General features: G+C 57.6%; 19 protein-coding genes. 9 read left to right on the top strand and 10 right to left on the bottom strand.

Annotation, left to right across the window (positions count from 1 at the left end; translation table 11 throughout):
- Window positions 1–46 precede the first annotated feature (46 nt).
- Complete coding sequence (locus IYV58_RS08855; protein ID WP_004130821.1) at window positions 47–1,282, bottom strand: MFS transporter; 1,236 nt, start codon at window positions 1,280–1,282, stop codon at window positions 47–49.
- 318 nt (window positions 1,283–1,600) lie between these two features.
- Between IYV58_RS08855 and ybjG the strand changes: the two genes are divergently transcribed.
- Window positions 1,601–2,194 (top strand): undecaprenyl-diphosphate phosphatase, encoded by a 594-nt coding sequence (gene ybjG / locus IYV58_RS08850; RefSeq protein WP_004130818.1) that lies wholly within the window; start codon window positions 1,601–1,603, stop codon window positions 2,192–2,194.
- 125 nt (window positions 2,195–2,319) lie between these two features.
- On the top strand, window positions 2,320–3,078 hold the full coding sequence (gene deoR / locus IYV58_RS08845; RefSeq protein ID WP_087830059.1) for a DNA-binding transcriptional repressor DeoR: 759 nt from the start codon (window positions 2,320–2,322) through the stop codon (window positions 3,076–3,078).
- Window positions 3,079–3,106: 28 nt separating this feature from the next.
- Here the strand turns inward: deoR and dacC are convergent, their stop codons facing one another.
- Window positions 3,107–4,309, bottom strand: a complete 1,203-nt coding sequence (gene dacC, locus IYV58_RS08840; RefSeq protein ID WP_029669928.1) for a serine-type D-Ala-D-Ala carboxypeptidase — start codon at window positions 4,307–4,309, stop codon at window positions 3,107–3,109.
- A 257-nt stretch (window positions 4,310–4,566) separates the two neighbouring features.
- Between dacC and IYV58_RS08835 the strand changes: the two genes are divergently transcribed.
- Window positions 4,567–5,193 (top strand): glutathione S-transferase family protein, encoded by a 627-nt coding sequence (locus IYV58_RS08835; protein ID WP_123828311.1) that lies wholly within the window; start codon window positions 4,567–4,569, stop codon window positions 5,191–5,193.
- A gap of 2 nt (window positions 5,194–5,195) precedes the next feature.
- Here the strand turns inward: IYV58_RS08835 and IYV58_RS08830 are convergent, their stop codons facing one another.
- Both IYV58_RS08830 and bssR read right to left on the bottom strand, forming a co-directional pair.
- Entirely contained in the window at window positions 5,196–6,308 is a 1,113-nt protein-coding gene (locus tag IYV58_RS08830; RefSeq protein WP_195729528.1) for a PQQ-dependent sugar dehydrogenase, read from the bottom strand.
- Between the two features lie 103 nt (window positions 6,309–6,411).
- Window positions 6,412–6,795: a biofilm formation regulator BssR gene (gene bssR, locus IYV58_RS08825; protein ID WP_004130808.1), complete on the bottom strand. Its 384-nt coding sequence runs from the start codon at window positions 6,793–6,795 to the stop codon at window positions 6,412–6,414.
- A 379-nt stretch (window positions 6,796–7,174) separates the two neighbouring features.
- Between bssR and IYV58_RS08820 the strand changes: the two genes are divergently transcribed.
- Window positions 7,175–8,416, top strand: a complete 1,242-nt coding sequence (locus tag IYV58_RS08820) for an oligosaccharide MFS transporter (RefSeq protein ID WP_195729695.1) — start codon at window positions 7,175–7,177, stop codon at window positions 8,414–8,416.
- A gap of 33 nt (window positions 8,417–8,449) precedes the next feature.
- On the opposite strand, the gene IYV58_RS08815 is transcribed toward IYV58_RS08820, so the two are convergent.
- The gene (locus IYV58_RS08815; protein ID WP_162626028.1) at window positions 8,450–8,929 is read right to left on the bottom strand and encodes a hypothetical protein; all 480 of its coding nucleotides are present in this window, start codon (window positions 8,927–8,929) and stop codon (window positions 8,450–8,452) included.
- A gap of 298 nt (window positions 8,930–9,227) precedes the next feature.
- Between IYV58_RS08815 and rimO the strand changes: the two genes are divergently transcribed.
- Window positions 9,228–10,553, top strand: coding sequence for a 30S ribosomal protein S12 methylthiotransferase RimO (rimO, locus tag IYV58_RS08810; protein ID WP_049111940.1), 1,326 nt, complete (start codon window positions 9,228–9,230; stop codon window positions 10,551–10,553).
- 126 nt (window positions 10,554–10,679) lie between these two features.
- Here the strand turns inward: rimO and gsiD are convergent, their stop codons facing one another.
- Genes gsiD through iaaA form a run of 5 tightly spaced genes read right to left on the bottom strand, consistent with a single transcriptional unit; the run spans window position 10,680 to window position 16,949 of the window.
- Window positions 10,680–11,591: a glutathione ABC transporter permease GsiD gene (gsiD, locus tag IYV58_RS08805; RefSeq protein ID WP_139529717.1), complete on the bottom strand. Its 912-nt coding sequence runs from the start codon at window positions 11,589–11,591 to the stop codon at window positions 10,680–10,682.
- A gap of 1 nt (window position 11,592) precedes the next feature.
- Entirely contained in the window at window positions 11,593–12,513 is a 921-nt protein-coding gene (gene gsiC / locus IYV58_RS08800) for a glutathione ABC transporter permease GsiC (protein WP_004130799.1), read from the bottom strand.
- A 52-nt stretch (window positions 12,514–12,565) separates the two neighbouring features.
- Window positions 12,566–14,104: a glutathione ABC transporter substrate-binding protein GsiB gene (gene gsiB, locus IYV58_RS08795; RefSeq protein WP_004130796.1), complete on the bottom strand. Its 1,539-nt coding sequence runs from the start codon at window positions 14,102–14,104 to the stop codon at window positions 12,566–12,568.
- Between the two features lie 37 nt (window positions 14,105–14,141).
- Window positions 14,142–15,995 (bottom strand): glutathione ABC transporter ATP-binding protein GsiA, encoded by a 1,854-nt coding sequence (gene gsiA, locus IYV58_RS08790; RefSeq protein WP_004130795.1) that lies wholly within the window; start codon window positions 15,993–15,995, stop codon window positions 14,142–14,144.
- A 12-nt stretch (window positions 15,996–16,007) separates the two neighbouring features.
- Window positions 16,008–16,949, bottom strand: a complete 942-nt coding sequence (iaaA, locus tag IYV58_RS08785) for a beta-aspartyl-peptidase (protein WP_004130794.1) — start codon at window positions 16,947–16,949, stop codon at window positions 16,008–16,010.
- A 177-nt stretch (window positions 16,950–17,126) separates the two neighbouring features.
- On the opposite strand from iaaA, the gene moeA reads away from it, so the two are divergent.
- The 4 genes from moeA (at window position 17,127) to IYV58_RS08765 (ending at window position 22,606) form a co-directional block, all read left to right on the top strand.
- A complete protein-coding gene (moeA, locus tag IYV58_RS08780) occupies window positions 17,127–18,362 on the top strand; it encodes a molybdopterin molybdotransferase MoeA (protein WP_004130793.1) in 1,236 nt (411 codons plus the stop codon).
- Entirely contained in the window at window positions 18,362–19,117 is a 756-nt protein-coding gene (gene moeB, locus IYV58_RS08775) for a molybdopterin-synthase adenylyltransferase MoeB (RefSeq protein ID WP_004130792.1), read from the top strand. Before moeA ends, moeB begins: the two co-directional genes overlap by 1 nt.
- 152 nt (window positions 19,118–19,269) lie before the next feature.
- A complete protein-coding gene (locus IYV58_RS08770; RefSeq protein WP_004130791.1) occupies window positions 19,270–20,169 on the top strand; it encodes a glycyl-radical enzyme activating protein in 900 nt (299 codons plus the stop codon).
- A 4-nt stretch (window positions 20,170–20,173) separates the two neighbouring features.
- Entirely contained in the window at window positions 20,174–22,606 is a 2,433-nt protein-coding gene (locus tag IYV58_RS08765) for a formate C-acetyltransferase/glycerol dehydratase family glycyl radical enzyme (protein WP_004130789.1), read from the top strand.
- Window positions 22,607–22,761: the final 155 nt, after the last annotated feature.

Genomic DNA, 22,761 nt, shown 5'->3' with positions numbered 1-22,761 from the left:
GCAGCGCCTGCTGCGGCGCGTCACGTCGCAGCAGAGCATTTGAAGGTTACTGCGGTTCGAGGGCGTTGCCCACGCGTTTATCCTTCAGGAAGTAGACCGTCATCGCCAGCCAGAGCACCCCGCTCAGCAGGTTGAGCAAGCTGAAGAGCCCGCTGCCGCCAGACTCATAGGCGTGCTTGCTGACTTCGATACCCACGGTAAAGATCAGCATTTGCAGCATCCCCATCGCTGCCGACACCGTCCCCTTACTCATCTCGCTGGCAAACAGCGTCAGACGCACCAGCCCGGCGTTGGCAAGACCAATCCCGAAGGCGTAAACGCTCAGCCCGGCGGTCATCCACAGATACGCGTGCGTCGACGCCACCGTCGCCACGGCGGCGATCAGCAGGCCGATCATAATCGGCCAGCCGCCGAGAATAATCAGCGAGCGCACCGTTTTGCGTGAAGTCTGGCGCGCCAGCACAAGGTTCCCGGCAATCAGCGCGCCAAAAATCGGCACCTGCAGCAGGCCATATTCGTAGCTGGTCGCCTGCTCGCCACTGATGATGATCACCGGCGATTGGGCAATCCACGCCAGCAGCGGCAAGCTGACGAAACCGGTGGCCAGCGCGCCGGCGACAAAGCGCAGGTTTTTCAGCACCTCACGATAATCACGCCCCAGCTCTTTTACCGATAGCTTCTCGCCCATGCGGGTGGCAGTTTCCGGCATCGCCTTTTGTAGCCCGAAAAAGGCAATAGCGGCCAGCACGGCAAACAGGACAAACATCATCTCCCACGGCAGGAGATGAACCCAGGCCGCCCCCACCAACGGCCCAAGCAGCGGCGCAATCAGCGCGACGTTGGCCATCAGGGCGGTGATCTTGATGCACACCGCCTCTTCAAAAGACTCCTGTATCGCCGCATAGCCGACCGCGCCGATAAAGCACAGGCTGATGCCCTGCAAAAAGCGCAGCAGCGTGAACTGCTCAATAGTCTGCGCCAGCAGCGTCGCCAGGCAGGTCACGATAAACCACACCACCCCGGTCAGCATCACCGGACGGCGGCCGATGCGGTCCGAAAGCGGCCCCAGCAGCCACTGCAAAAACATACCGCCGGCCAGATAGGCAGTCATTGAGGTCGGCACCCACTCATTGCCCACGCCAAACTCTTCCACCACCGAGAGCATGCCCGGCTGGATCATGTCATTGCCGATATAGGTGGCGAATTCGTATAACACCAGGCATAGCGGAAAGAGCAGCGCCTGACGTCCGAGGCGTTTGCCTGAAAGCGAAGAATTATGCATGAAATCTCTTATTTAAATAAAACCGCGCAAAGTTTAATGAAAGTCGTCGCGGGGAGATAGCGAATTGTGAGCGATAAAGCAAAATATCGCCACGCAGATAGCGCATCGCCAGCAACCATTCAAAATCCAGCTGTATGTATTTCGTTTATGTTTCAATTAGATTACAGGCTATATACTCCTTTACTCAGTCTGTTAACGAAGCCACACTCACACTTTCATTCATAACAAACTGATAATTAAGACAATACTGCTTTACCTTATCGCCACCGTTTTTTAAGGTAGGCGGCTTGTTGCTAACGGACCCAAGAGCCTGGATGTATGCTGGAAAATATTAACTACTCGCTGTTTGCATTCCTCAACGCTACCCCCGCGTCGCCGTGGTGGGCGATTGAAATCGCGACGTTTATCGCCAAAGACCTGATAATTATGGTGCCATTATTGGTGTTGGCCTTATGGCTTTGGGGTCCAAACCAGCGGCAGTTAGTCTTTAAGGTCATGATGGCATTAGCCATTAGCCTGACGCTTTCGTGGATATTCGGCGTGTTTTTTCCGCATGACCGTCCGTTTGCCGCCGGTATTGGCTATAACTTCCTGCATCATTCGCCCAATAACTCCTTCCCGAGCAATCACGGCACGATCTGCTTTACCTTTGCGCTGGCCTTTATGTTCTGGCACCGCCTGTGGTCGGGAGCGCTGCTGTTCGCCCTTGCCTGCGCGATTGCCTGGTCCCGGGTCTACCTCGGCGTGCACTGGCCGATGGACATGCTGGGCGGGCTGCTCACCGCGATGATCGCCTGCCTCAGCGCCCAACTGCTGTGGCAAAGCGGCGGAAAAACCCTCTATCAGCATCTGCAGCGGCTGTACCGACTGTTCTTTTCGCTGCCGATTCGTAAAGGCTGGGTGCGCGAATAGACGTTCCTGACCAGCCGGTAAAGTTGCGGCAGCGCCCGATTCCTGCGCGTGACTAAGCCTCTTCCGGCAGGTAAAATCGCCGCTGACGCCCTGTCAATGCAGGGCGCTTTCAGCTTAGAGGGAATATGGAAACTCGTCGTGACGAACGCATCAGTCAGCTTATTCAGGCACTCAAGCGCAGTGATAAACTCCATCTAAAAGAAGCGGCCACCCTGCTTGGCGTGTCTGAGATGACCATTCGTCGCGATCTCAACGGCCACAGCGGCCCGGTCGTTTTGCTGGGCGGCTATATCGTTCTGGAGCCGCGCAGCGCAACGCACTATCTGCTGAGCGATCAAAAAACACGCCTTGTGGATGAAAAACGCCGCGCAGCCCGCCATGCGGCTAAGCTGCTTGAGCCCCACCAGATGGCCTTTTTTGACTGCGGGACCACCACGCCTTGGATCATCGACGCCATCGATAGCGCCCTGCCCTTTACCGGGGTCTGCTATTCGCTCAATACCTTTCTTTCCTTGCAGGAAAAACCCCAGTGCCGCGCGATTTTGTGCGGCGGCGAGTTCCACGCCAGCAACGCCATTTTTAAACCGCTGAGCTTGCAGGATACGCTGAGCCACCTTTGCCCGGACATCGCGTTTTATTCCGCCGCGGGCGTCGATTACGAGCAGGGCGCGACCTGTTTTAACCTGGAAGAGCTGCCGGTCAAACACTGGGCGATGAAAAGCGCGCGCTACCATGTGCTGGTCGTCGATCACAGTAAATTTGGTAAAGTTCGCCCGGCGCGGATGGGGGATTTATCGCAATTTGACGTGATTGCCAGCGACGTGTGTCCGGATGACGATCTGCTCGCGCTGGCGAAGGAAAAACAGATTTCACTGCTTTACTAACCGCGCCCCGCAGGGCGCGGCCTGTATTTTAAGAGAACCAACCGCCGAACCAGCCGTGCAGTTTCATCAGCACGAAATCGATCATCCGGCTAAAGAAACCGCCTTCGTTTACCGCTTCCATCACAATCAGCGGCCGCTGCTCAATGGTTTTATCATTCAGCTTGAAGTCGATGGTGCCGACCACCTGCCCTTTGGTCAGCGGCGCGGTCAGCTGCGTATCATTCAGGGTGTAGCTGGCCTTGAGGTTTTTCAGCTGACCTTTCGGCAGCGTGATGGAACCGGCCTCGCCCGCCCCCAGCTTCGCTTCACTGCTATCGCCAAACCAGACGCGCTGGGTAATAAAGGTGGCATCGGGTTTAATCGGCGTTACGGTTTCATAGAAGCGGAAACCCCAGGTCAGCAGTTTTTCTGATTCGTTAAAACGGATGCGGTCAGTTTTGGTGCCGAGCACGACGGCAATCAGGCGCATGTCGTTTTGCGTCGCGGAAGAAACCAGATTGTAGCCCGCCCCGGCGGTGGTCCCGGTTTTCACGCCGTCTGCGTTGAGGTTCGTGCTCCACAGCAGACGGTTGCGGTTCGGCTGACGGATTTTGTTGAAGGTGAACTCTTTTTCTTTATGGATCGCATACTCTTCCGGCACGTCATGGATCATCGCTTTGGTGAGCAGCGCCATATCGCGGGCGGTACTAAACTGACCCGGCGCATCCAGACCGTGCACGGTCATAAAGGTGGTGTTGGTCAGGCCCATTTTCTGCGCATAGCCGTTCATCAGGCTGACAAACGCGTCCTGGCTGCCCGCCACGTAGTCGGCGATCGCGATGCTGGCGTCGTTGCCGGACTGAATGATAACGCCCTTGTTAAGATCTTCGACCGACACCTGCATCCCTGGCTTAAGGAACATCACCGATGAGCCGCGCAGCGCCGGGTTACCGGTTGCCCACGCGTCACGCCCGATGGTCACCATATCGGTCGACTTAATCTTACCCGCCTTTAACGCCTGGCCGACAACATAGCTGGTCATGATTTTGGTCAGGCTCGCCGGATCGAGTTTTTCATCGGCATTGCCTTCGCTGAGCACTTTGCCGCTGGCATAGTCCATCAGGATCCAGGCTCGCGCGTCAATGGATGGCGCATCGGGGAGTTGTTCTGCAGCCTGCACCGCAGGCGCAACGAGAAATAAAAGCGCGCAGCCTGCCGCGAGGCCGCGAAGGGAAAAAGCATCATGCGTCATAAGAGCCACCCAAGTATCCTTTCCAAACAAAAATATGCCGCCACACTCGTTCGGCGCCGCAGCAGCCGGTGAGTAAAGCGTACAAATGACCTTAAAGAAACAGCGAGTTGGTAAAGTTTTTAAAGTTTACGCAATAACCTCGCCCGGTGCTGCAAACAGCGCAATTTTTTTGATCGCGGTTGCCTAAATATTAACTTTATTCCAACATGAATGCTCACTACGCCGCAACGGCGGCTTAATAAAAAGCAGGAGCGGATATGATTACGCTGTGGGGCAGAAACAACTCGACCAATGTGAAGAAAGTGCGCTGGGTGCTGGAAGAACTCGACCTCCCGTATCAGCAAATTCTGGCAGGCCTGGAGTTCGGTCTGAATCACGATCCGGCCTATCTGGCCATGAATCCCAATGGGCTGGTACCGCTATTGAAAGATGAGACGACCGATATCGTGCTCTGGGAATCAAACACCATTATCCGCTATCTGGCCGCGCAGTATGGTCAGGATCGCCTGTGGGTGGAGTCGCCCGCCGAACGCGCTCAGGGCGAGAAATGGATGGACTGGGCAAACGGCTCGCTCTCGCCGGCCCATCGGCCGATTTTAATGGGGCTGGTGAGAACCCCGCCGGAAAAACGCGACCCCGCCGCGATTGAAGCCGGAATTGCCGCCTGCGAAAAGCTGTTCGCCATTCTGGATGATGAACTGTCGCGTCATCAGTGGCTCTCAGGCAAGTCCTTCGGCCTCGGCGACATCGCCGTCGCGCCGTTCATTTATAACCTGCTGGAAACCGTTAAAACCTGGCAACCGCGCCCGCACCTGCAGCGCTGGTATCAGCAAATTAACCAGCGCCAGGCCTGGCGCAACGTGGTGATGATCCCGGTCACCTGATATTAGCCCGCCGGGCTCACCTTCAACAGCTCGCCGTTGGATTCGTCGGTTAGCACATACAGATAACCATCGGGTCCAACGCGCACATCGCGGATACGTTTTCCGCGATCGCCCAGAATCCGCTCCTGTTCCGTGACGTTATCGCCGTCAACCTTGAGAACAATCAGCGATTTATCCTTCAGCGCGCCGATAAACAGCCGGTGACGCCACTGTGGGAAGGTCTGCGCGTCGTAAAACGCCATACCGCTCACCGCCGGCGACTTCTCCCAGACAAACAGCGGCGCTTCGGTTCCTTCCGCCGTTTTGCCTTTGGCTTCGGGGATCGGCAGGCCGCTGTAGTTAATGCCGTGCGTCGCCAGCGGCCAGCCGTAGTTTTTGCCTTTTCGCGGAATATTGATCTCATCCCCGCCTCGCGGCCCGTGCTCATTTAACCACAGCGTATCGCTCCACGGGTTCATCGCCATCCCCTGTGGATTACGTATACCGTAAGACCAGATTTCAGGCCTGACGCTGGCCTGGCCGACAAAAGGATTATCATCCGGGACCTTGCCATCAGCCGTTAGCCGCACCACTTTTCCCTGCAGCTTATCAAGATCCTGAGCGGTCGAACGCTGATTATTCTCCCCGAGTCCAATAAACAGATAACCGAGGCCGTCGAACACCAGCCGTCCGCCAAAATGATTGCCGGTTGAGAGCTTCGGCTGCTGGCGGAAAACTACCTGGAAATTTTCCAGGCGTTGGAGGTCATCGCTCAGTCGGCCGTAACCTACGGCGGTCCCGGCCTTGCCGTCACTTCCGCCTTCGGCGTAGCTCAGCCAGACCCGGCGCGACTGGGCGAAATCCGGGGCCAGCGCCACGTCCAGCAGACCGCCCTGTCCGTTGGCCCAGACCTGCGGCACGCCCGAAATCGCAGGCGCGAGGCCTTTAGCCCGCTGCCACAGCCGGAGCTCGCCGCCGCGCAGGGTAATCAGAATCCCCCTGTCGTCGGGAAGAAAGGCCAGCGCCCATGGGTGTTCAAGCTGGTTCTGCAACACCTCTACGCGCTCCCGGGCGGCAAGGCTTGCCGTTGGCAACAACAGCGTGATAAGGGCGATCAGGGTAAGGGTCTGGCGCATGGCATACTCCTTTTGTCAGCAATGCGATAAGGGTAGCCAGCGAGGGAAAACGGGAAGGGATTTTTACATAACATTAATCAGGGGGAGCAGGCTCCCCCTGATTTCAGGCGTGAGTAATGGGCTGAGAATCATTCAATTTATGAATATTTAGCCGCAATACCGCCAGACAGCTTTCCAGCTTATCTACGTCGACAGCGATGTAGGAAGGGCAGTCATGATGTCCGCTCAGCAGGCAGACCGCTGCGGAAGCGACGGCCTCGCCTGCCAGCCGCAGGGCATCCTTTTCCTCCGGTGCGACGGCGTGCTGCAGGCGCGGCGCGTGTTGACGCATTTCATGGCACAGTTCAAACAAGTTATCACGTAGATGGTCGTTTTCGCTGACTGACATATAGCCTTTTGCCTTACGTAGCTGCAAATAAGCGTCGAGATCAATGTTGGCATTAATGAGCTTATTCATCAGGTTACGATACAGTCTGTCAACGGTCATCGCAGATCCTCCTCTGTCGTCCTTTACCACAACCATAATATGGTTATTTTTTGTACAAAACGATGAGGCAGATCAATAATTCTCAGGTCATTAACATCCTTTACAATGTTACAACGACGATTAAAATTCTCGCCTGCGATCTCAATGACCAACGATCGAAAATGTAATACGCTCTCAAAACAAAAACCCTTTAAAATCTCGATGATGAAATTATTTATTGCAGTAATGATCACATATTAGAGCAATGCACATTGCCATAAAATGCCGTCAGGTGTCATATCACTTCATAAAATGTATTACGTATAACATTGAATAAAAACAGCAAGCAGATCGATCCTGTTTGTTACCTTTACCGCTACCGCTTGAAGGAACTGAAATGATTACGCCCGGCAAAAGAAACTATATCTTGTTGAGTCTTTTCGATTTCCTCTACCTCTTCGCCTGGTCCTCAACCATGGCGTTCTTCGTTATCTGGACCACTCAGCATCTCGGGATTAGCGCAACCAAAACCGGCCTGCTCTACTCGGTCAACGCCTTTATCGCCCTGCTGATGCAGCCCTTCTTCGGATTTATTTCCGATAAGTTCGGCCTGAAAAAACGACTGATCTGGATCCTGGTCGCGATGCTGCTGCCGGTAGGCCCGTTCTTTATTTATTTGTATGCGCCACTGCTGGTGCACAGCTTCTGGCTGGGCGCGCTGCTTGGCGGGGTATACCTGGGGATTATTTTCAATTCCGGTTGCGGAGTTATCGATTCGTATATTGATAAAATTTCGCGGCGCTACCAGTTCGAATACGGCCGGGTCAGGATGTGGGGATCGTTAGGCTGGGCCGCAGCCGCGTGGATCGTCGGCAAATATATCGACAGCAATCCGAACCTCGCCTTCTGGTTGGCCAGCGTCGCCATCGTTATCGCGGCGATCTGCTTTATGATGACCAAAATCGAACTAACCGAAGCGGAAATGCAAAAAAGTAGTGCGCTGAAAGTTTCGCACGCCCTGGAGCTGGCGAAGAACGGCCAGTTCTGGATGCTGCTGGTCTTCACCCTTTTCGTCACGCAAATCTATGACACCTACGATCAGCAGTTCGCCCAGTATTTTTCTCTGCAGTTCCCGACGCCGGAGGAAGGCAATCGCTGGTACGGCATTCTTGCCTCCATTCAGGTATGCGGCGAGACTCTGTTTTTATGCCTGATGCCGTGGTTCGTAAACCGCACCGGCGCGAAGTGGGCGCTGATCATCGCCGGGCTGATTATGTCGGTGCGTATCGTCGGCTCCGCGATTCCGCTGGGTCCGGTGTGGATCGGCGCGGTAAAAATGATGCATGCGCTGGAAAAACCGCTGATTCTGGTGTCGGTGTTTAAATTTATCGCCGCCAACTTCGACAACAAGCTCTCGTCGACGGTCTACCTGCTGGTGCTGTTCGTCGCCTCTATCGCCACGGCCATTTACTCGCCGCTGGCCGGGTATTTGTACGATACCATCGGCTTCGCGCATACCTATTATATTCTGGGCGGCATCGCCGGACTGTTTACGCTCATCTCGGTATTTACGCTGCACGATAATAGAGAACCGACCGCGCCGGGGGCTGCGCCAGGCGCAGGCGTGGCGCAAAGCCATTAAGCAACATTCGCCCGGAAGCCTCTTTCGGGCGAATTAACGGAAACTCCACTGTACGCTCATCACAAATATAGCCGGGACGATAATGCCCGTTTCGACGCCGAAATAATCGGTAAAATTGTACTGCAGGCCATGGTAAATATAGGGAGAGAAACCGACGCCAGTAAGTTTCTTTGCCGTTCGATAAGTGCCTGAATCGCCGCAATCGCGAAAGGCTTTAAAGAAGAACTCGCCGGTATAGGCATAGACGCCCTTGAACGTCCAGCCATTTGCCCCCGCGTACCAGTCTCTTCGTGCACCCAAAGAGAGGCAGCGGTCGGCAAAACTATTCTTCATGGTCCCGACCAACGCGCTGTACTTTGAATCCGCAGACAGCTTACGCTCAACGGAAAAAAACTGGTTGTTGAATTTTTCATTATATTGGCCGTGATTACCGGTCATATGATAGACAAATGAACCGGTATTGACCGAATATAACGCCATCTCGTTGGCATAAACGGGCGTCGTGCTAATCATGGACAGCGCGCAGACTAAACCACCCAACTTTTTAAACATGGGAAACCTGATAAAAAATAAAGACGAAAAGCAGCGGCTATTTTACCGCTTCAGGTTAAACCAGATCTAAACCGACTTCCCCCGGTTGCCGAGATAATGGGTGAATAACCCCCTTATTTTGATTAACAATCTGGATAATCATCCCTATAAAAAGAAACACGGATATCGCCGGGCTAACAAGAAAAGGAGTATAAACTTTCCGCCGATCTCTGTAGAATCCCTGCCCTGACCATCCCAATAATTGAACACTTTTTAAGCTATGAGCAATGTCACCCATCAGCCGAAGATCGGCTTTGTCTCTCTGGGCTGCCCGAAAAATCTCGTGGACTCAGAACGTATCCTGACTGAACTGCGCACCGAAGGATATGACGTGGTTCCCTCCTACGATAACGCTGATATGGTTATCGTTAACACCTGCGGCTTTATCGATAGCGCCGTGCAGGAGTCGCTGGAAGCGATTGGCGAAGCGTTGAAAGAAAACGGCAAAGTGATCGTCACCGGCTGCCTGGGCGCAAAAGAAGATCAGATCCGCGAAGTGCATCCGAAGGTGCTGGAAATTACCGGGCCGCACAGCTATGAACAAGTGCTGGAACACGTCCATCACTACGCGCCGAAGCCTAAACATAACCCATTCCTGAGCCTGGTGCCGGAACAGGGCGTGAAGCTGACGCCGCGTCATTACGCTTACTTAAAAATTTCCGAAGGCTGCAACCATCGCTGCACCTTCTGCATCATCCCGTCCATGCGCGGCGATCTGGTCAGCCGTCCGATTGGCGAAGTGCTGGCGGAAGCCAAACGCCTGGCCGACGCCGGCGTCAAAGAGCTGCTGGTAATCTCTCAGGACACCTCCGCCTACGGCGTTGATGTCAAACATCGCAGCGGCTTCCACAACGGTATGCCGGTCAAAACCAGCATGGTTAGCCTGTGCGAAGAGCTGGCGAAGCTCGGTATCTGGGTACGCCTGCACTACGTCTATCCGTACCCGCACGTTGATGATGTGATCCCGCTGATGGCGGAAGGTAAAATTCTGCCTTATCTCGATATTCCGCTGCAGCACGCCAGCCCGCGTATTCTCAAAATGATGAAACGCCCGGGCTCCGCAGACCGCCAGCTGGCGCGCATCAAGCAGTGGCGTGAAGTTTGTCCCGAACTTACCCTGCGTTCGACCTTTATCGTCGGCTTCCCGGGCGAAACGGAAGACGATTTCCAGATGCTGCTCGACTTCCTGAAAGAAGCTCGCCTCGACCGCGTCGGCTGCTTCAAATACAGCCCGGTTGAAGGCGCAACCGCCAACGAACTGGCGGATCAGGTACCGGAAGAGGTGAAAGAAGAGCGCTGGAACCGCTTTATGCAGCTGCAGCAGCAGATCTCCGCCGAGCGCCTGCAGGAGAAAGTCGGTCGCGAAATTATGGTGCTGATCGACGAAGTGGATGAAGAAGGGGCAATTGGCCGCAGCATGGCCGATGCGCCGGAAATCGACGGCGCGGTGTACCTGAACGGTGAGAGTAAAGTCAAACCGGGCGACGTTGTGCGGGTGAAAGTCGAACACGCCGACGAATACGATCTGTGGGGCAGCCGGGTTTAATTTCGCCCGCTGACCGTATCCCGGATAACGGCGCTCGCGCGCCTTATCCGGACGACAAAACCGCACAGGATTAACGTGCGGAGTGCTTTCCCGGACACCTGTCCGGGCTGCGCAATCCTCGAACGCCTACCCTTTTATCCTCGGATCCAGCGCATCGCGTAGTCCGTCACCCAGCAGGTTAAACGCCAGCACCGTCAGGAAAATCGCGATTGCCGGGAACAGCGCCACGTGCGGCGCCATCACCATATCCGCCCGCGCTTCGTTGAGCATCGCCCCCCACTCCGGCGTCGGCGGTTGCGCGCCAAGCCCCAGAAATGACAGGCTGGCGGCGGAGATAATCGACACGCCAATACGCATTGTAAAGTAGACCACAATCGACGATACCGTTCCGGGCAAGATGTGATTAAACAGGATGTTGGCATCGCTGGCGCCAATGCTGCGCGCCGACTCAATAAAGGTCTGCTGCTTAAGCACCAGGGTATTACCGCGCACCAGACGCGCAAATGCCGGGATCGAGAAGATCGCCACCGCGATAATCACGTTCGACATTCCGCTTCCCATTACCGCCACGACCGCAATTGCCAGCAAAATCCCCGGGAAAGCGAAGAGCACGTCACAGATACGCATAATGATGCGATCCCACCAGCCTTCGTAGTATCCGGCCAGTAGTCCAAGTACGGTGCCAATGGTCGCGCCGATGAATACCGCCAGTACCCCTGCGGCCAGCGAGATCTGCGCCCCCACCAGCACCCGACTGAAGATATCCCGCCCCAGCGAATCAACGCCGAACCAGTGCATCATCGACGGGCCGTCGTTGAGTCGGTCGTAGTCAAAATAGTTTTCCGCATCGAACGGCGCAATCCACGGCGCCACGATCGCCACCGCGATCAGCAGCAGGACAAATATCCCAGCCCCCATCGCCACCGGCTGACGGCGAAACCGCCGCCAGAACTCGTGCCATGGGGTACGTATCTGCCCGGGTTTAATCCCCGGCATCGCGTTGATAGCCGCTTGTCTTCTCCAGTTGAGCAATCGCACCTTACTTGTACCTGATAGCTGGATTAATGGCGGCATACAGCACGTCCACCACTAAATTAATAAGAATAAACTCCAGCGAAAACAGGAGGACTTCCGCCTGAATCACCGGATAGTCGCGCATCTCCACCGAGTCCACCAGCAGACGTCCGAGGCCTGGCCAGTTAAAGACCTTCTCCACCACGATTGACCCCCCGAGCAAAAAGCCGAACTGCAGCCCCATCATGGTCACCACCGGGATCATCGCGTTGCGCAGGCCGTGCTTGAGCACCACCAGCGTTTCGCTGACGCCTTTCGCCCGCGCGGTACGCATGTAATCTTCATGCAGGACATCAACGAACGAGGCGCGGGTAAAGCGCGCCATTACCGCCGCCACCGCGGCGCCCAGGGTCAGCGAAGGCAGAATATAGTGGCGCCAGCTGTCCGCGCCCACCGTCGGCAGCCAGCCCAGCTCAACGGAAAAGACCTGCATCAACAGCATGCCGAGCGCAAACGCCGGGAACGAGATCCCAGTCACCGCCAGCGCCATCCCCAGGCGATCCGGCCAGCGGTTGCGCCAGACTGCCGCCACGATCCCCGCCGCCATCCCGAACACCACTGCCCAGCTCATGCTGGCGAGCGTCAGCCAGAATGTCGGCATAAAACGGCTAGCGATTTCGCTGCTTACCGGGCGACGCGAGGCCATCGAGGTACCGAAATCCCCCTGCACAATATTGCTGATATAGTGCCAGAACTGCACGTGCAGCGGCCGATCGAGCCCCAGCTGCTGGCGCACCATTCCCACCACCTGAGCATCAGCTTCCGGCCCGGCAATCAGCCGCGCCGGATCCCCGGGCAGCATATGCACGAACAGAAACACCAGCACCGCCACAATCAGCAGCGTGGGGATCAGCCCCAGCAGGCGTTTAATCACATAATTGAGCATGCTTCTCCTTGCGCGAAGTCCCCGCAGCCTGCGCCCGGGGACCCACAGCTATCTACTTAAGATCCGCCTGTTCAAAGCTAAATCCGGTATCCGGCTGGATATAGAATCCGGTCAGATTTTTACTGTGTGCTGAGACCAGTTTTTCGACCACCAGCGGCACCCACGGCGACTCTTTCCAGATAGTATCCTGCGCGTCCTTATACAGCCGCGTTTTTTCCTGCGCATCGGTGGTTTTCAGCGCGTCGTTGAGATCTTTATCGACCTGAGGATTGCTATAGAAAGCGGTATTAAACAGGGTCGGCGGCCAGTTTTGCGACGCGAAAAGCGGCGACAGCGCCCAGTCCGCTTCCCCGGTCGACGCCGACCAGCCTGTGTAGAACATGCGTACGCCGCTCTCTTTCTGCCCCTTACCTTCCACCTCCGCCGCGCGTTGGCCCGCATCCATCGCCGTCAGTTGCGCTTTAATGCCCACCTGCGCCAGCTGCTGCTGGGTAAACTGCAGCACTTTCTGCGCCGTGCTGTGGTTGTGAGACGACCACAGCGTGGTGCTAAATCCATTGGGATAGCCGGCCTCTTTCAGCAGCTCGCGGGCCCTGGCCGGATCGTACGGCCAGGCGCTGTAGGTTTCAGCGTAGGCAATAGACGGCGGCACCACGCCGGTCGCCGGAGTGGCATAGCCCGCAAAGGCCACTTTCACCAGCGCCTGACGGTTGATGGCGTAGTTAATCGCCTCGCGCACTTTAGGGTTATCGAACGGCTTCTGCGTCACGTTCATGCTGATATAGCGCTGCATAATTGATGGGCTGGCCACCAGCTCCAGCTTGCTGTTTTTCGCCAGCAGCGGCGCCTGCTCGTAGGGGATCGGGAACGCAAACTGCGCTTCGCCGGTCTGCAGCATCGCCGCGCGGGTATTGTTATCCACGACCGGACGCCAGGTAATGGAGTCCAGCTTCGGCAGCCCCGGCTGCCAGTAACCGGCGAACTTCTTCACTTTAACGAAGTCGGTCTGATTCCAGGTGTCGAGCTGGTACGGGCCGGTGCCGACCGGATGGAAACCAATCTCTTTACCATATTTCTTCAGCGCCGCCGGAGAAATCATCGCCGTCGCCGGGTGGGCCAGGATATTAATAAACGCCGAGAAAGGTTGTTTGAGAGTAATTTTCACCGTCGTCGGGTCAACCGCCTCGGTGCTGGCGATATTTTTATACAGGTTATAGCGCTTGAGATGATTTTCCGGATTGCTGGCGCGATCGAGGTTGGCCTTGACCGCTTCGGCATTAAACTCGGTACCGTCCTGGAACTTCACCCCCGGGTGCAGCTTAATGGTATAAACCAGCCCGTCCGGAGAAACGGTATAGCTTTCCGCCAGCACGTTATGCAGTTTCATCTCTTTATCCAGGCCGAACAGCCCCTGATAGAAAGACTTCGCCACCGCCTGCGACAGCGTGTCGTTAGCATCATAGGGGTCGAGGGTCGTAAAGTTAGAACCGACCGCCACCACCACATCTTTTGCGGCAAAAGCCGGCGTCGCTGCCAGCGCCGAAGCGACGCCCAGCGCCAACAGCCATTTGCCTGAAACGCGTTGAGTCATGTTGTTCTCCTGAAATGCTGCATTATGGATGTCGTTGTTATCGTGCCAGCACGTCGGCGGCGGACTCTCTGGCGACAAAGTGCCCTGGCCCAACCTGCTGTAACGGCGTACTCACCCCCTCTTCGCCCCGTCTGAAGATATTCCCCGGCAGCTCGTCGGAGAGCAGCACGCGCTGCGGACGACGATGCGCAGGGTCGGCCACCGGAACAGCGGCCATCAGTTTACGGGTATAGGGATGCTGCGGGTTTTCAAACACCGCGCGGCGTGGGCCAATTTCGACAATGCGCCCTCGATACATCACCGCCACGCGGTGGCTGATGCGCTCAACCACCGCCATGTCATGGGAAATAAACAGAAATGCGATGCCCATCTCGCGCTGCAAATCGAGCATCAGATTGATAATTTGCGCGCGTATCGACACGTCCAGCGCCGATACCGACTCATCGGCAATCACCACTTTTGGATTGAGCGCCAGCGCGCGGGCAATACAAATGCGCTGGCGCTGACCGCCGGAAAACTCGTGCGGATAGCGCCAGGCATGTTCCGGCTCCAGTCCGACACGTTCCAGTAGCCAGGCGACACGTTCACGAGCAGCATCTCCCTCCAGCAGGCGGTGCACGCGCAGCGGCTCCATAATCGAATAGCCCACCGTTTGCCGCGGGTCGAGGGAAGCGTAAGGGTCCTGGAAAATAAACTGGATATCGCGACGCAGCGCCTGAAGCTTACCGCCCGTCAGCGTATCAATCCGCTGACCGTTGAAGGTAATGCTGCCGCCCTGGGTTTCCACCAGACGCAGCAACGCCCGTCCGGTGGTCGATTTACCGCAGCCGGACTCCCCTACCAGGCTTAAGGTTTCGCCGGGCCATAAATCAAAGCTGACTTTTTCGACCGCATGCACTTCACGGGTAATACGGTTGAGAATGCCGCTGCGCAGCGGGAAGCGCGCGACCAGATCGCGAACTTTGAGGATCGGATCCCCGGCCACAACAGTGTTCTGCTCCTCTGGCGACGGGCTTTGGTTCAGCAGCGGGAAACGGCGCGGCAGAGAGGTGCCATGCATCGCGCCCAGCCTCGGCACCGCGGCCAGCAGCGCCTGGGTATATGGGTGCTGCGGCGCGCGGAAAATCTCCTCCACGCTGCCGGTCTCCACCGCTTCGCCGCGATACATCACCAGCACGCGGTCGGCGATATCGGCCACCACGCCCATATCGTGGGTAATGAAGATAACGCCCATCGACATCTCTTTTTGCAGAACGGCGATCAGCTGCAAAATTTGCGCCTGGATAGTCACATCCAGCGCGGTCGTCGGTTCATCGGCAATCAGCACCGCCGGACGGCAGGAGAGCGCCATGGCGATCATCACCCGCTGACGCATACCGCCGGAAAGCTGATGCGGAAAGCGCGACAGCATGGCTTCCGCTTCCGGAATGCGTACCTGATCGAGCATTTTTTTCGCTTCGCGCAGGGCCTCATCATGCTTCAGGCCCTGATGTAATCGAATCGACTCGGCAATCTGTTCACCGATGGTGAAGACCGGATTCAGCGAGGTCATCGGCTCCTGAAAGATCATCGCCATATCCGCGCCGCGCACGCCGCGCATATCGGCGTCAGACTGTTCGCTCAGCTCAATCACCTGCCGGTTGCGACGACGCAGCAGCAGCGCATCACTGCGCACTTCGCTGACCGCCCGATCGAGCAGGCGCATCAGTGCCAGCGACGTTACCGATTTCCCCGAGCCGGACTCGCCGACAATCGCCAGCGTCTCGCCGCGCCGCAGGGTAAACGACAGGTCGCGAACGGCGGAAAAAGCCTGCGGCTGCTGGCTAAACGCGACGTTCAGGCCGCGCACCTGCAGAACATCATTAGCATCGATTTCTTGACTATGCGGCAACGCCCTTTCCTCTTATTCGCGATAAATACCAATCGTGGGCGTATCACCCGCATAACACCAGGCCCGGTACATGCCTTCGCTATTAAACGGCAGCGCCACGTTGCCTTCACGGTCGACGGCGATCAGGCCACCGCTGCCGCCCAGCGCAGGAAGTTTCTCCATCACCACCCTTTCGCAGGCCTCCTGCAGGCTAAGTTGGCTGTACTCCACCAGCGCCGAAATATCGTAGGCCGCCAGCGTACGCATAAACACTTCGCCGGTGCCGGTACAGGAAACGGCGACGCTGGCGTTATTGGCATAGCAGCCCGCCCCCGGCAGCGGGCTATCGCCGACGCGTCCCGGCAGCTTATTGGTCATACCGCCGGTTGACGTCGCCGCCGCGAGGTTACCCGCCAGATCCAGCGCAACCGCGCCGACGGTGCCCATTTTGTGCCGCTCATCCAGCGGTGCGGCGTGGTGGTCGAGCACGATATCGCCGCCCTCCTGCGCCTGACGCAGCTGCAGCAAGCGCTCGGGGGTCGAAAACAGGCTGTTATCGACGTGTTCCATACCGTGGGTAGCGGCAAACGCTTCCGCCCCCTCGCCAATCAACAGCACGTGCGGGCTCTGTTCCAGCACCAGGCGCGCCGCCAGCACCGGATTACGTAAATGCTGAACTCCCGCGACGGCGCCGGCCTGCAAGCGGCAACCATCCATCACGCAGGCATCGAGTTCATGGCGGGTATCGCGGGTAAATACCGAGCCAATACCAGCGTTAAATAACGGGCACTCCTCCAGCAGCCGGACCGCTTCAGTTACCGCATCCAGCGCGCTGGCCCCGGCCGCCAGCATTTTTTGTCCGCTATCGACAATCGCCGCCAGCGCCGTTACGTACTCCCGCTCACGCGCCGGCGTCATCTGCGCGCGGCTAATCGCCCCGGCCCCGCCGTGAATTGCTATAACCGCCTTACCCATTACGCCGTTCCTTACCGATAAAGTGTATAAATATCATTATCGTGCTGACTGTCCTATACAATTTTTGAATATAGAAAGAGCGGACGATGATGTAAAGCTTGTCCCCTGGTGGGATATAGCCCGCCCCTCTTTTCTGCCATAATAGGCGTTTTCGATGTTTGCCCGCAGGAGAAACACATGGATTTTACCGCCGGACTGATGCCGCTCGACACAGCCCTGACCCAGATGCTCACTCGTATTACGCCGCTGAATGCGACGGAAACCGTACCGCTGTTGCAGGCCTTTTCGCGCGTAACCGCCCATGATCTCGTTTCGCCGCTCAACGTGCCCGGTTTTGATAACTCGGCAATGGACGGCTACGCCGTACGCCTGGCGGATCTCGCCGACGGCGCAGCGCTGCCGGTAGCGGGCAAGGCCTTCGCCGGTCAACCTTATAACGGCGTCTGGCCGGCAGGCGCCTGTATCCGCATTATGACCGGCGCGCCGGTACCGGAAGGCTGCGACGCGGTGGTCATGCAGGAGCAGACCGAACAAACCGATGACGGGATTCGCTTTATCGCCCCGGTGAAAAGCGGGCAGAATATCCGTCGTCTCGGCGAAGATATCGCCCATGGCGCGGTCGTCTTCCCCGCGGGAACACGCCTGACCGCCGCCGAGCTACCGGTCATCGCCTCGCTGGGCATTGCCGAGGTTGACGTGGTGCGTAAAGTGCGGGTGGCGGTGTTCTCCACCGGCGATGAACTTCAGCTGCCGGGCCAGCCGCTGGCCGATGGGCAAATTTACGATACCAACCGCCTGGCGGTACACCTGATGCTGCAGGAGCTGGGCTGCGAAGTGATTAACCTCGGCATTATTCCCGACGACCCGGCTAAACTGCGCGAAGCCTTTATTCAGGCTGACCAGCAGGCCGATGTGGTGATTAGCTCCGGCGGCGTTTCCGTCGGCGAAGCGGACTACACCAAAGCGATTCTCGAAGAGCTGGGGGAAATCGGCTTCTGGAAGCTGGCGATCAAGCCGGGAAAACCTTTCGCTTTCGGCAAGCTTAGCCACAGCTGGTTCTGCGGCCTGCCGGGCAACCCGGTTTCCGCAACGCTGACCTTCTACCAGCTGGTTCAGCCGCTGTTGGCGAAGCTGTCCGGCAACGTCGGGCAAGCTCAGCCGATGCGCCTGCGCGTGCGCGCCGCCTCCGGCCTGAAGAAATCGCCGGGCCGCCTCGATTTTCAACGCGGCGTGCTGCAACGCGGCCCGGACGGCGAGCTGGTGGTTAGCAGCACCGGTCACCAGGGCTCGCATATCTTCAGTTCATTCAGCCTCGGCAACTGCTTTATCGTGCTGGAGCGCGAGCGCGGCAGCGTGGAAGCGGGCGAATGGGTGGACGTTGAGCCGTTTAATCATCTGTTCGGAGGGCTGTAATGAGCGTGGAGTTGAGCGATGCGGAGATGCTGCGCTATAACCGGCAGATTATTCTCCGCGATTTCGATTTTGACGGTCAGGAGCAGCTGAAAGCCTCCCGCGTGCTGGTCGTCGGCCTCGGCGGGCTGGGCTGTGCCGCCGCGCAGTATCTGGCGGCGGCAGGCGTCGGCCAGCTAACCCTGCTCGATTTCGACACCGTCTCGCTCTCCAACCTTCAGCGTCAGACCCTGCACAGCGACGCCGCCATCGGCCAGCCGAAGGTCGACTCCGCCCGCGCCGCGCTGGCGCGGATTAATCCCCACGTTCAGCTCACGGCGCTCAACGCGCGGCTGGAAGACGCGGCGCTGGCGGCGCAAATCGCCGCCCACGATCTGGTGCTCGACTGTACCGACAACGTCGCGATCCGTAACCAGCTCAACGCCGGATGTTTCCGCCATAAAACGCCGCTGGTCTCCGGCGCGGCGATTCGCATGGAGGGGCAAATCAGCGTCTTTACGTATCAGGAAAATGAACCCTGCTACCGCTGCCTGAGCCGCCTGTTTGGCGACAACGCCCTCACCTGCGTCGAAGCCGGCGTCATGGCGCCGCTGGTTGGCACCATTGGTTCGCTACAGGCGATGGAGGCGATTAAGCTGCTGACCCGCTACGGCAGCCCGGCGACCGGCAAAATCGTGATGTACGACGCCATGCGCTGCCAGTTCCGCGAAATGAAGCTGCCGCGAAACCCTCACTGCGAGGTGTGCGGTACGCCCTGACCCTTTTCCGGCGGCACCGCCGCCGGACGTTTTGTGACCCGCCGAGACTTTTTCGCCTCCGTTTCTCCCCCTCGCTGTGCTTGTTGATTTATATCAATGCAACTTTCATTCGAAAGTAATTTAATCTTCATATGCAAATAAGAGGGTGAATCATGATCTTCAACATTCAGCGTTATTCAACCCATGACGGCCCGGGGATCCGCACTGTCGTCTTCCTCAAAGGGTGTTCGCTGGGCTGCCGCTGGTGCCAGAACCCGGAAAGCCGCGCCCGCACGGCGGATTTGCTGTATGACGCCCGCCTTTGCCTGGACGGCTGCGACCTCTGCCAGCAGGCTGCGCCGGAGGTGATTACCCGCAAGCTGGACGGTCTGATTATCCACCGCGAAAAGCTCACCGATGCGCATATCGGCAAATTGCGCGACTGCTGCCCGACGACGGCATTAACCGTGTGCGGCGAAGAGAAAAGCGTCGACGAGATTATGGCCACGGTACTGCGCGACAAGCCATTCTACGATCGCAGCGGCGGCGGCGTCACGCTTTCCGGCGGTGAGCCGTTTATGAATCCCGGGCTGGCCCGACAGCTGTTTGAGGCCAGCCACAACGCGGGGATCCACACCGCGGTCGAAACCTGTCTGCACGTGCCGTGGAAATACGTTGAGCCCTCTTTGCCGTTTATCGACCTGTTTCTCGCCGACCTCAAGCACGTTAACGAAGCGATTTTCCAGCAGTGGACGGACGGCAGCGCCCGCCGGGTGCTGAATAATCTGCAGCGCGTCGCGCAGGCCGGAAAGAAAATCATCATTCGCGTGCCGTTGATCCAGGGCTTTAACGCTAACGAAAGCGATATTGCCGCCATTACCGATTTTGCCGCTGACCGCTTAAAGGTCGGCGAGATCCATTTCCTGCCGTACCACACGTTAGGAATGAATAAATACCAATTACTCAGTCAGCCCTATACCGCTCCGGACAAACCGCTTGCTGCCCCCGAGCTGCTCGCCTTCGCGCAGCACTATGCTCAGAGCAAAGGTTTAACGGCGACTCTACGAGGATAACCCTATGACAACATTGAAACTGGATACTCTGAGCCCGCGCATTCAGGCGCATAAAATGGCGCTGGTGCATATCGTTAAGCCGCCGGTCTGTACTGAGCGCGCCCTGCACTATACCGAAGCCTATCAGCAGCACCTGGATAAACCGATCCCGGTACGCCGCGCGCTGGCGCTGGCTCATCACCTGGCGGAACGCACGATCTGGATTAAGCACGATGAACTGATTGTCGGCAACCAGGCCAGCGAAGTTCGCGCGGCGCCCATCTTCCCGGAATACACCGTAAGCTGGATCGAAAAAGAGATCGACGACCTCGCCGATCGCCCCGGCGCCGGTTTTGCCGTTAGCGAAGAGAACAAACGTGTGCTCCACGAAGTGTGCCCGTGGTGGCGCGGTCAAACCGTACAGGATCGCTGCTATGGCATGTTTACCGACGAGCAAAAAGCGCTGCTGGCGACCGGCATTATCAAAGCGGAAGGCAATATGACCTCCGGCGATGCTCACCTTGCGGTCAACTATCCGCTGCTGCTGGAAAAAGGCCTCGACGGCATGCGAGCGAAAGTCGCCGAGCGCCGTTCGCGCATTAACCTGACCGTGCTTGAAGATCTGCACGGCGAGCAGTTCCTCAAAGCCATTGATATCGTGCTGGAAGCGGTCAGCGAACACTGTAAGCGCTACGCCGGGCTGGCGCGCAGCATGGCCGCGACGGAGATCCGCGAATCCCGCCGCGACGAACTGCTGGCGATAGCCGAAAACTGCGATATCATCGCCCACGAGCCGCCGAAGACCTTCTGGCAGGCGCTGCAGCTGTGCTATTTCATCCAGCTGATTCTGCAGATCGAATCCAACGGCCACTCGGTCTCTTTCGGCCGCATGGACCAGTATCTCTACCCTTACTACCGCCGCGACGTTGAGCTGGCACAATCATTGGATCGCGAACACGCCATCGAGCTGCTGCACTGCTGCTGGCTGAAGCTGCTTGAGGTGAACAAAATTCGCTCCGGCTCGCACTCTAAGGCGTCCGCCGGTAGCCCGTTGTACCAGAACGTCACCATCGGCGGCCAGAATCTGGTGGGCGGCGTAGCGCAAGATGCAGTGAACCCGCTCTCCTACGCGATTCTAGAATCCTGCGGTCGCCTGCGCTCGACGCAGCCTAACCTCAGCGTGCGCTACCACGCGGGCATGAGCAACGACTTCCTCGACGCGTGCGTGCAGGTGATCCGCTGCGGCTTCGGCATGCCGGCGTTCAACAATGATGAAATCGTTATTCCTGAATTTATCAAACTCGGCATTGAGCCGCAGGACGCGTACGACTATGCCGCTATCGGCTGCATCGAAACCGCCGTCGGCGGCAAATGGGGCTATCGTTGCACCGGGATGAGCTTTATCAACTTCGCCCGCGTCATGCTGGCAACCCTGGAAGGTGGCCGCGACGCCACCAGCGGCCAGGTTTTCCTACCGCAGGAACATGCGCTGTCAAAAGGTAACTTCGACAACTTCGAACAGGTTCTGGCCGACTGGGATACACAGATCCGCTACTACACGCGCAAATCTATCGAGATTGAGTACGTGGTCGACACCATGCTGGAGGAGAACGTGCACGATATTCTCTGTTCGGCGCTGGTTGATGACTGTATCGAGCGCGCGAAGAGCATCAAGCAGGGCGGCGCGAAATATGACTGGGTTTCCGGTCTGCAGGTCGGCATCGCTAACCTTGGCAACAGCCTGGCGGCGGTGAAAAAGCTGGTGTTCGATCAGGGCGTTATAGGCCAGCAGGCGCTGGCAAAGGCGCTGGCTGAAGACTTCGAAGGCCTGACCCACGAGCAGTTGCGCCAGCGCTTAATCAACGGCGCGCCGAAATACGGCAACGATGAAGACAGCGTGGATATGCTGCTGGCTCGCGCCTACCAGACCTATATTGACGAGCTGAAGCTGTATCATAACCCGCGCTACGGCCGCGGCCCGATCGGCGGCAACTATTACGCCGGTACCTCCTCCATCTCCGCTAACGTGCCGTTTGGCGCGCAGACTATGGCGACGCCGGATGGCCGTAAAGCGCACTCGCCGCTTGCGGAAGGGGCCAGCCCGGCCTCCGGTACCGACCACTTGGGGCCGACCGCGGTGATCAGCTCGGTGGGTAAACTGCCGACCGGCTCAATCCTCGGCGGCGTACTGCTTAACCAGAAGCTGAACCCGGCCACGCTGGAGAACGCGTCGGATAAGCAGAAACTGATGGTGCTGCTGCGCACCTTCTTCGAGGTGCACAAAGGCTGGCATATTCAGTACAACATCGTGTCGCGCGAGACGCTGCTGGAAGCGAAGAAACACCCCGACCAGTACCGTGATTTAGTGGTCCGCGTGGCCGGTTACTCGGCGTTCTTTACCGCCCTGTCGCCGGATGCTCAGGACGATATTATCGCCCGTACCGAGCATACGCTGTAACTAACATCCCCGGCTTGCGTTACGCTTAGCCGGGCTACAGGTTCTTAGCCGTTTGCGGGCCGGAGCCCCGGGTAAGGCGTTTACGCCGCAACCCGGGGTTTTCTCCTGCACATCGGTGAATGCAAACTTTCATTCGAAATAAATTTGTGCTCCCC

This window comes from Klebsiella sp. BDA134-6 (assembly GCF_015601345.1).
In the GTDB taxonomy this organism is placed as follows: domain Bacteria; phylum Pseudomonadota; class Gammaproteobacteria; order Enterobacterales; family Enterobacteriaceae; genus Klebsiella; species Klebsiella grimontii.
Note: the sequence above shows the minus strand (reverse complement) of the source record. Positions and strands in the feature narration are given on the sequence as shown.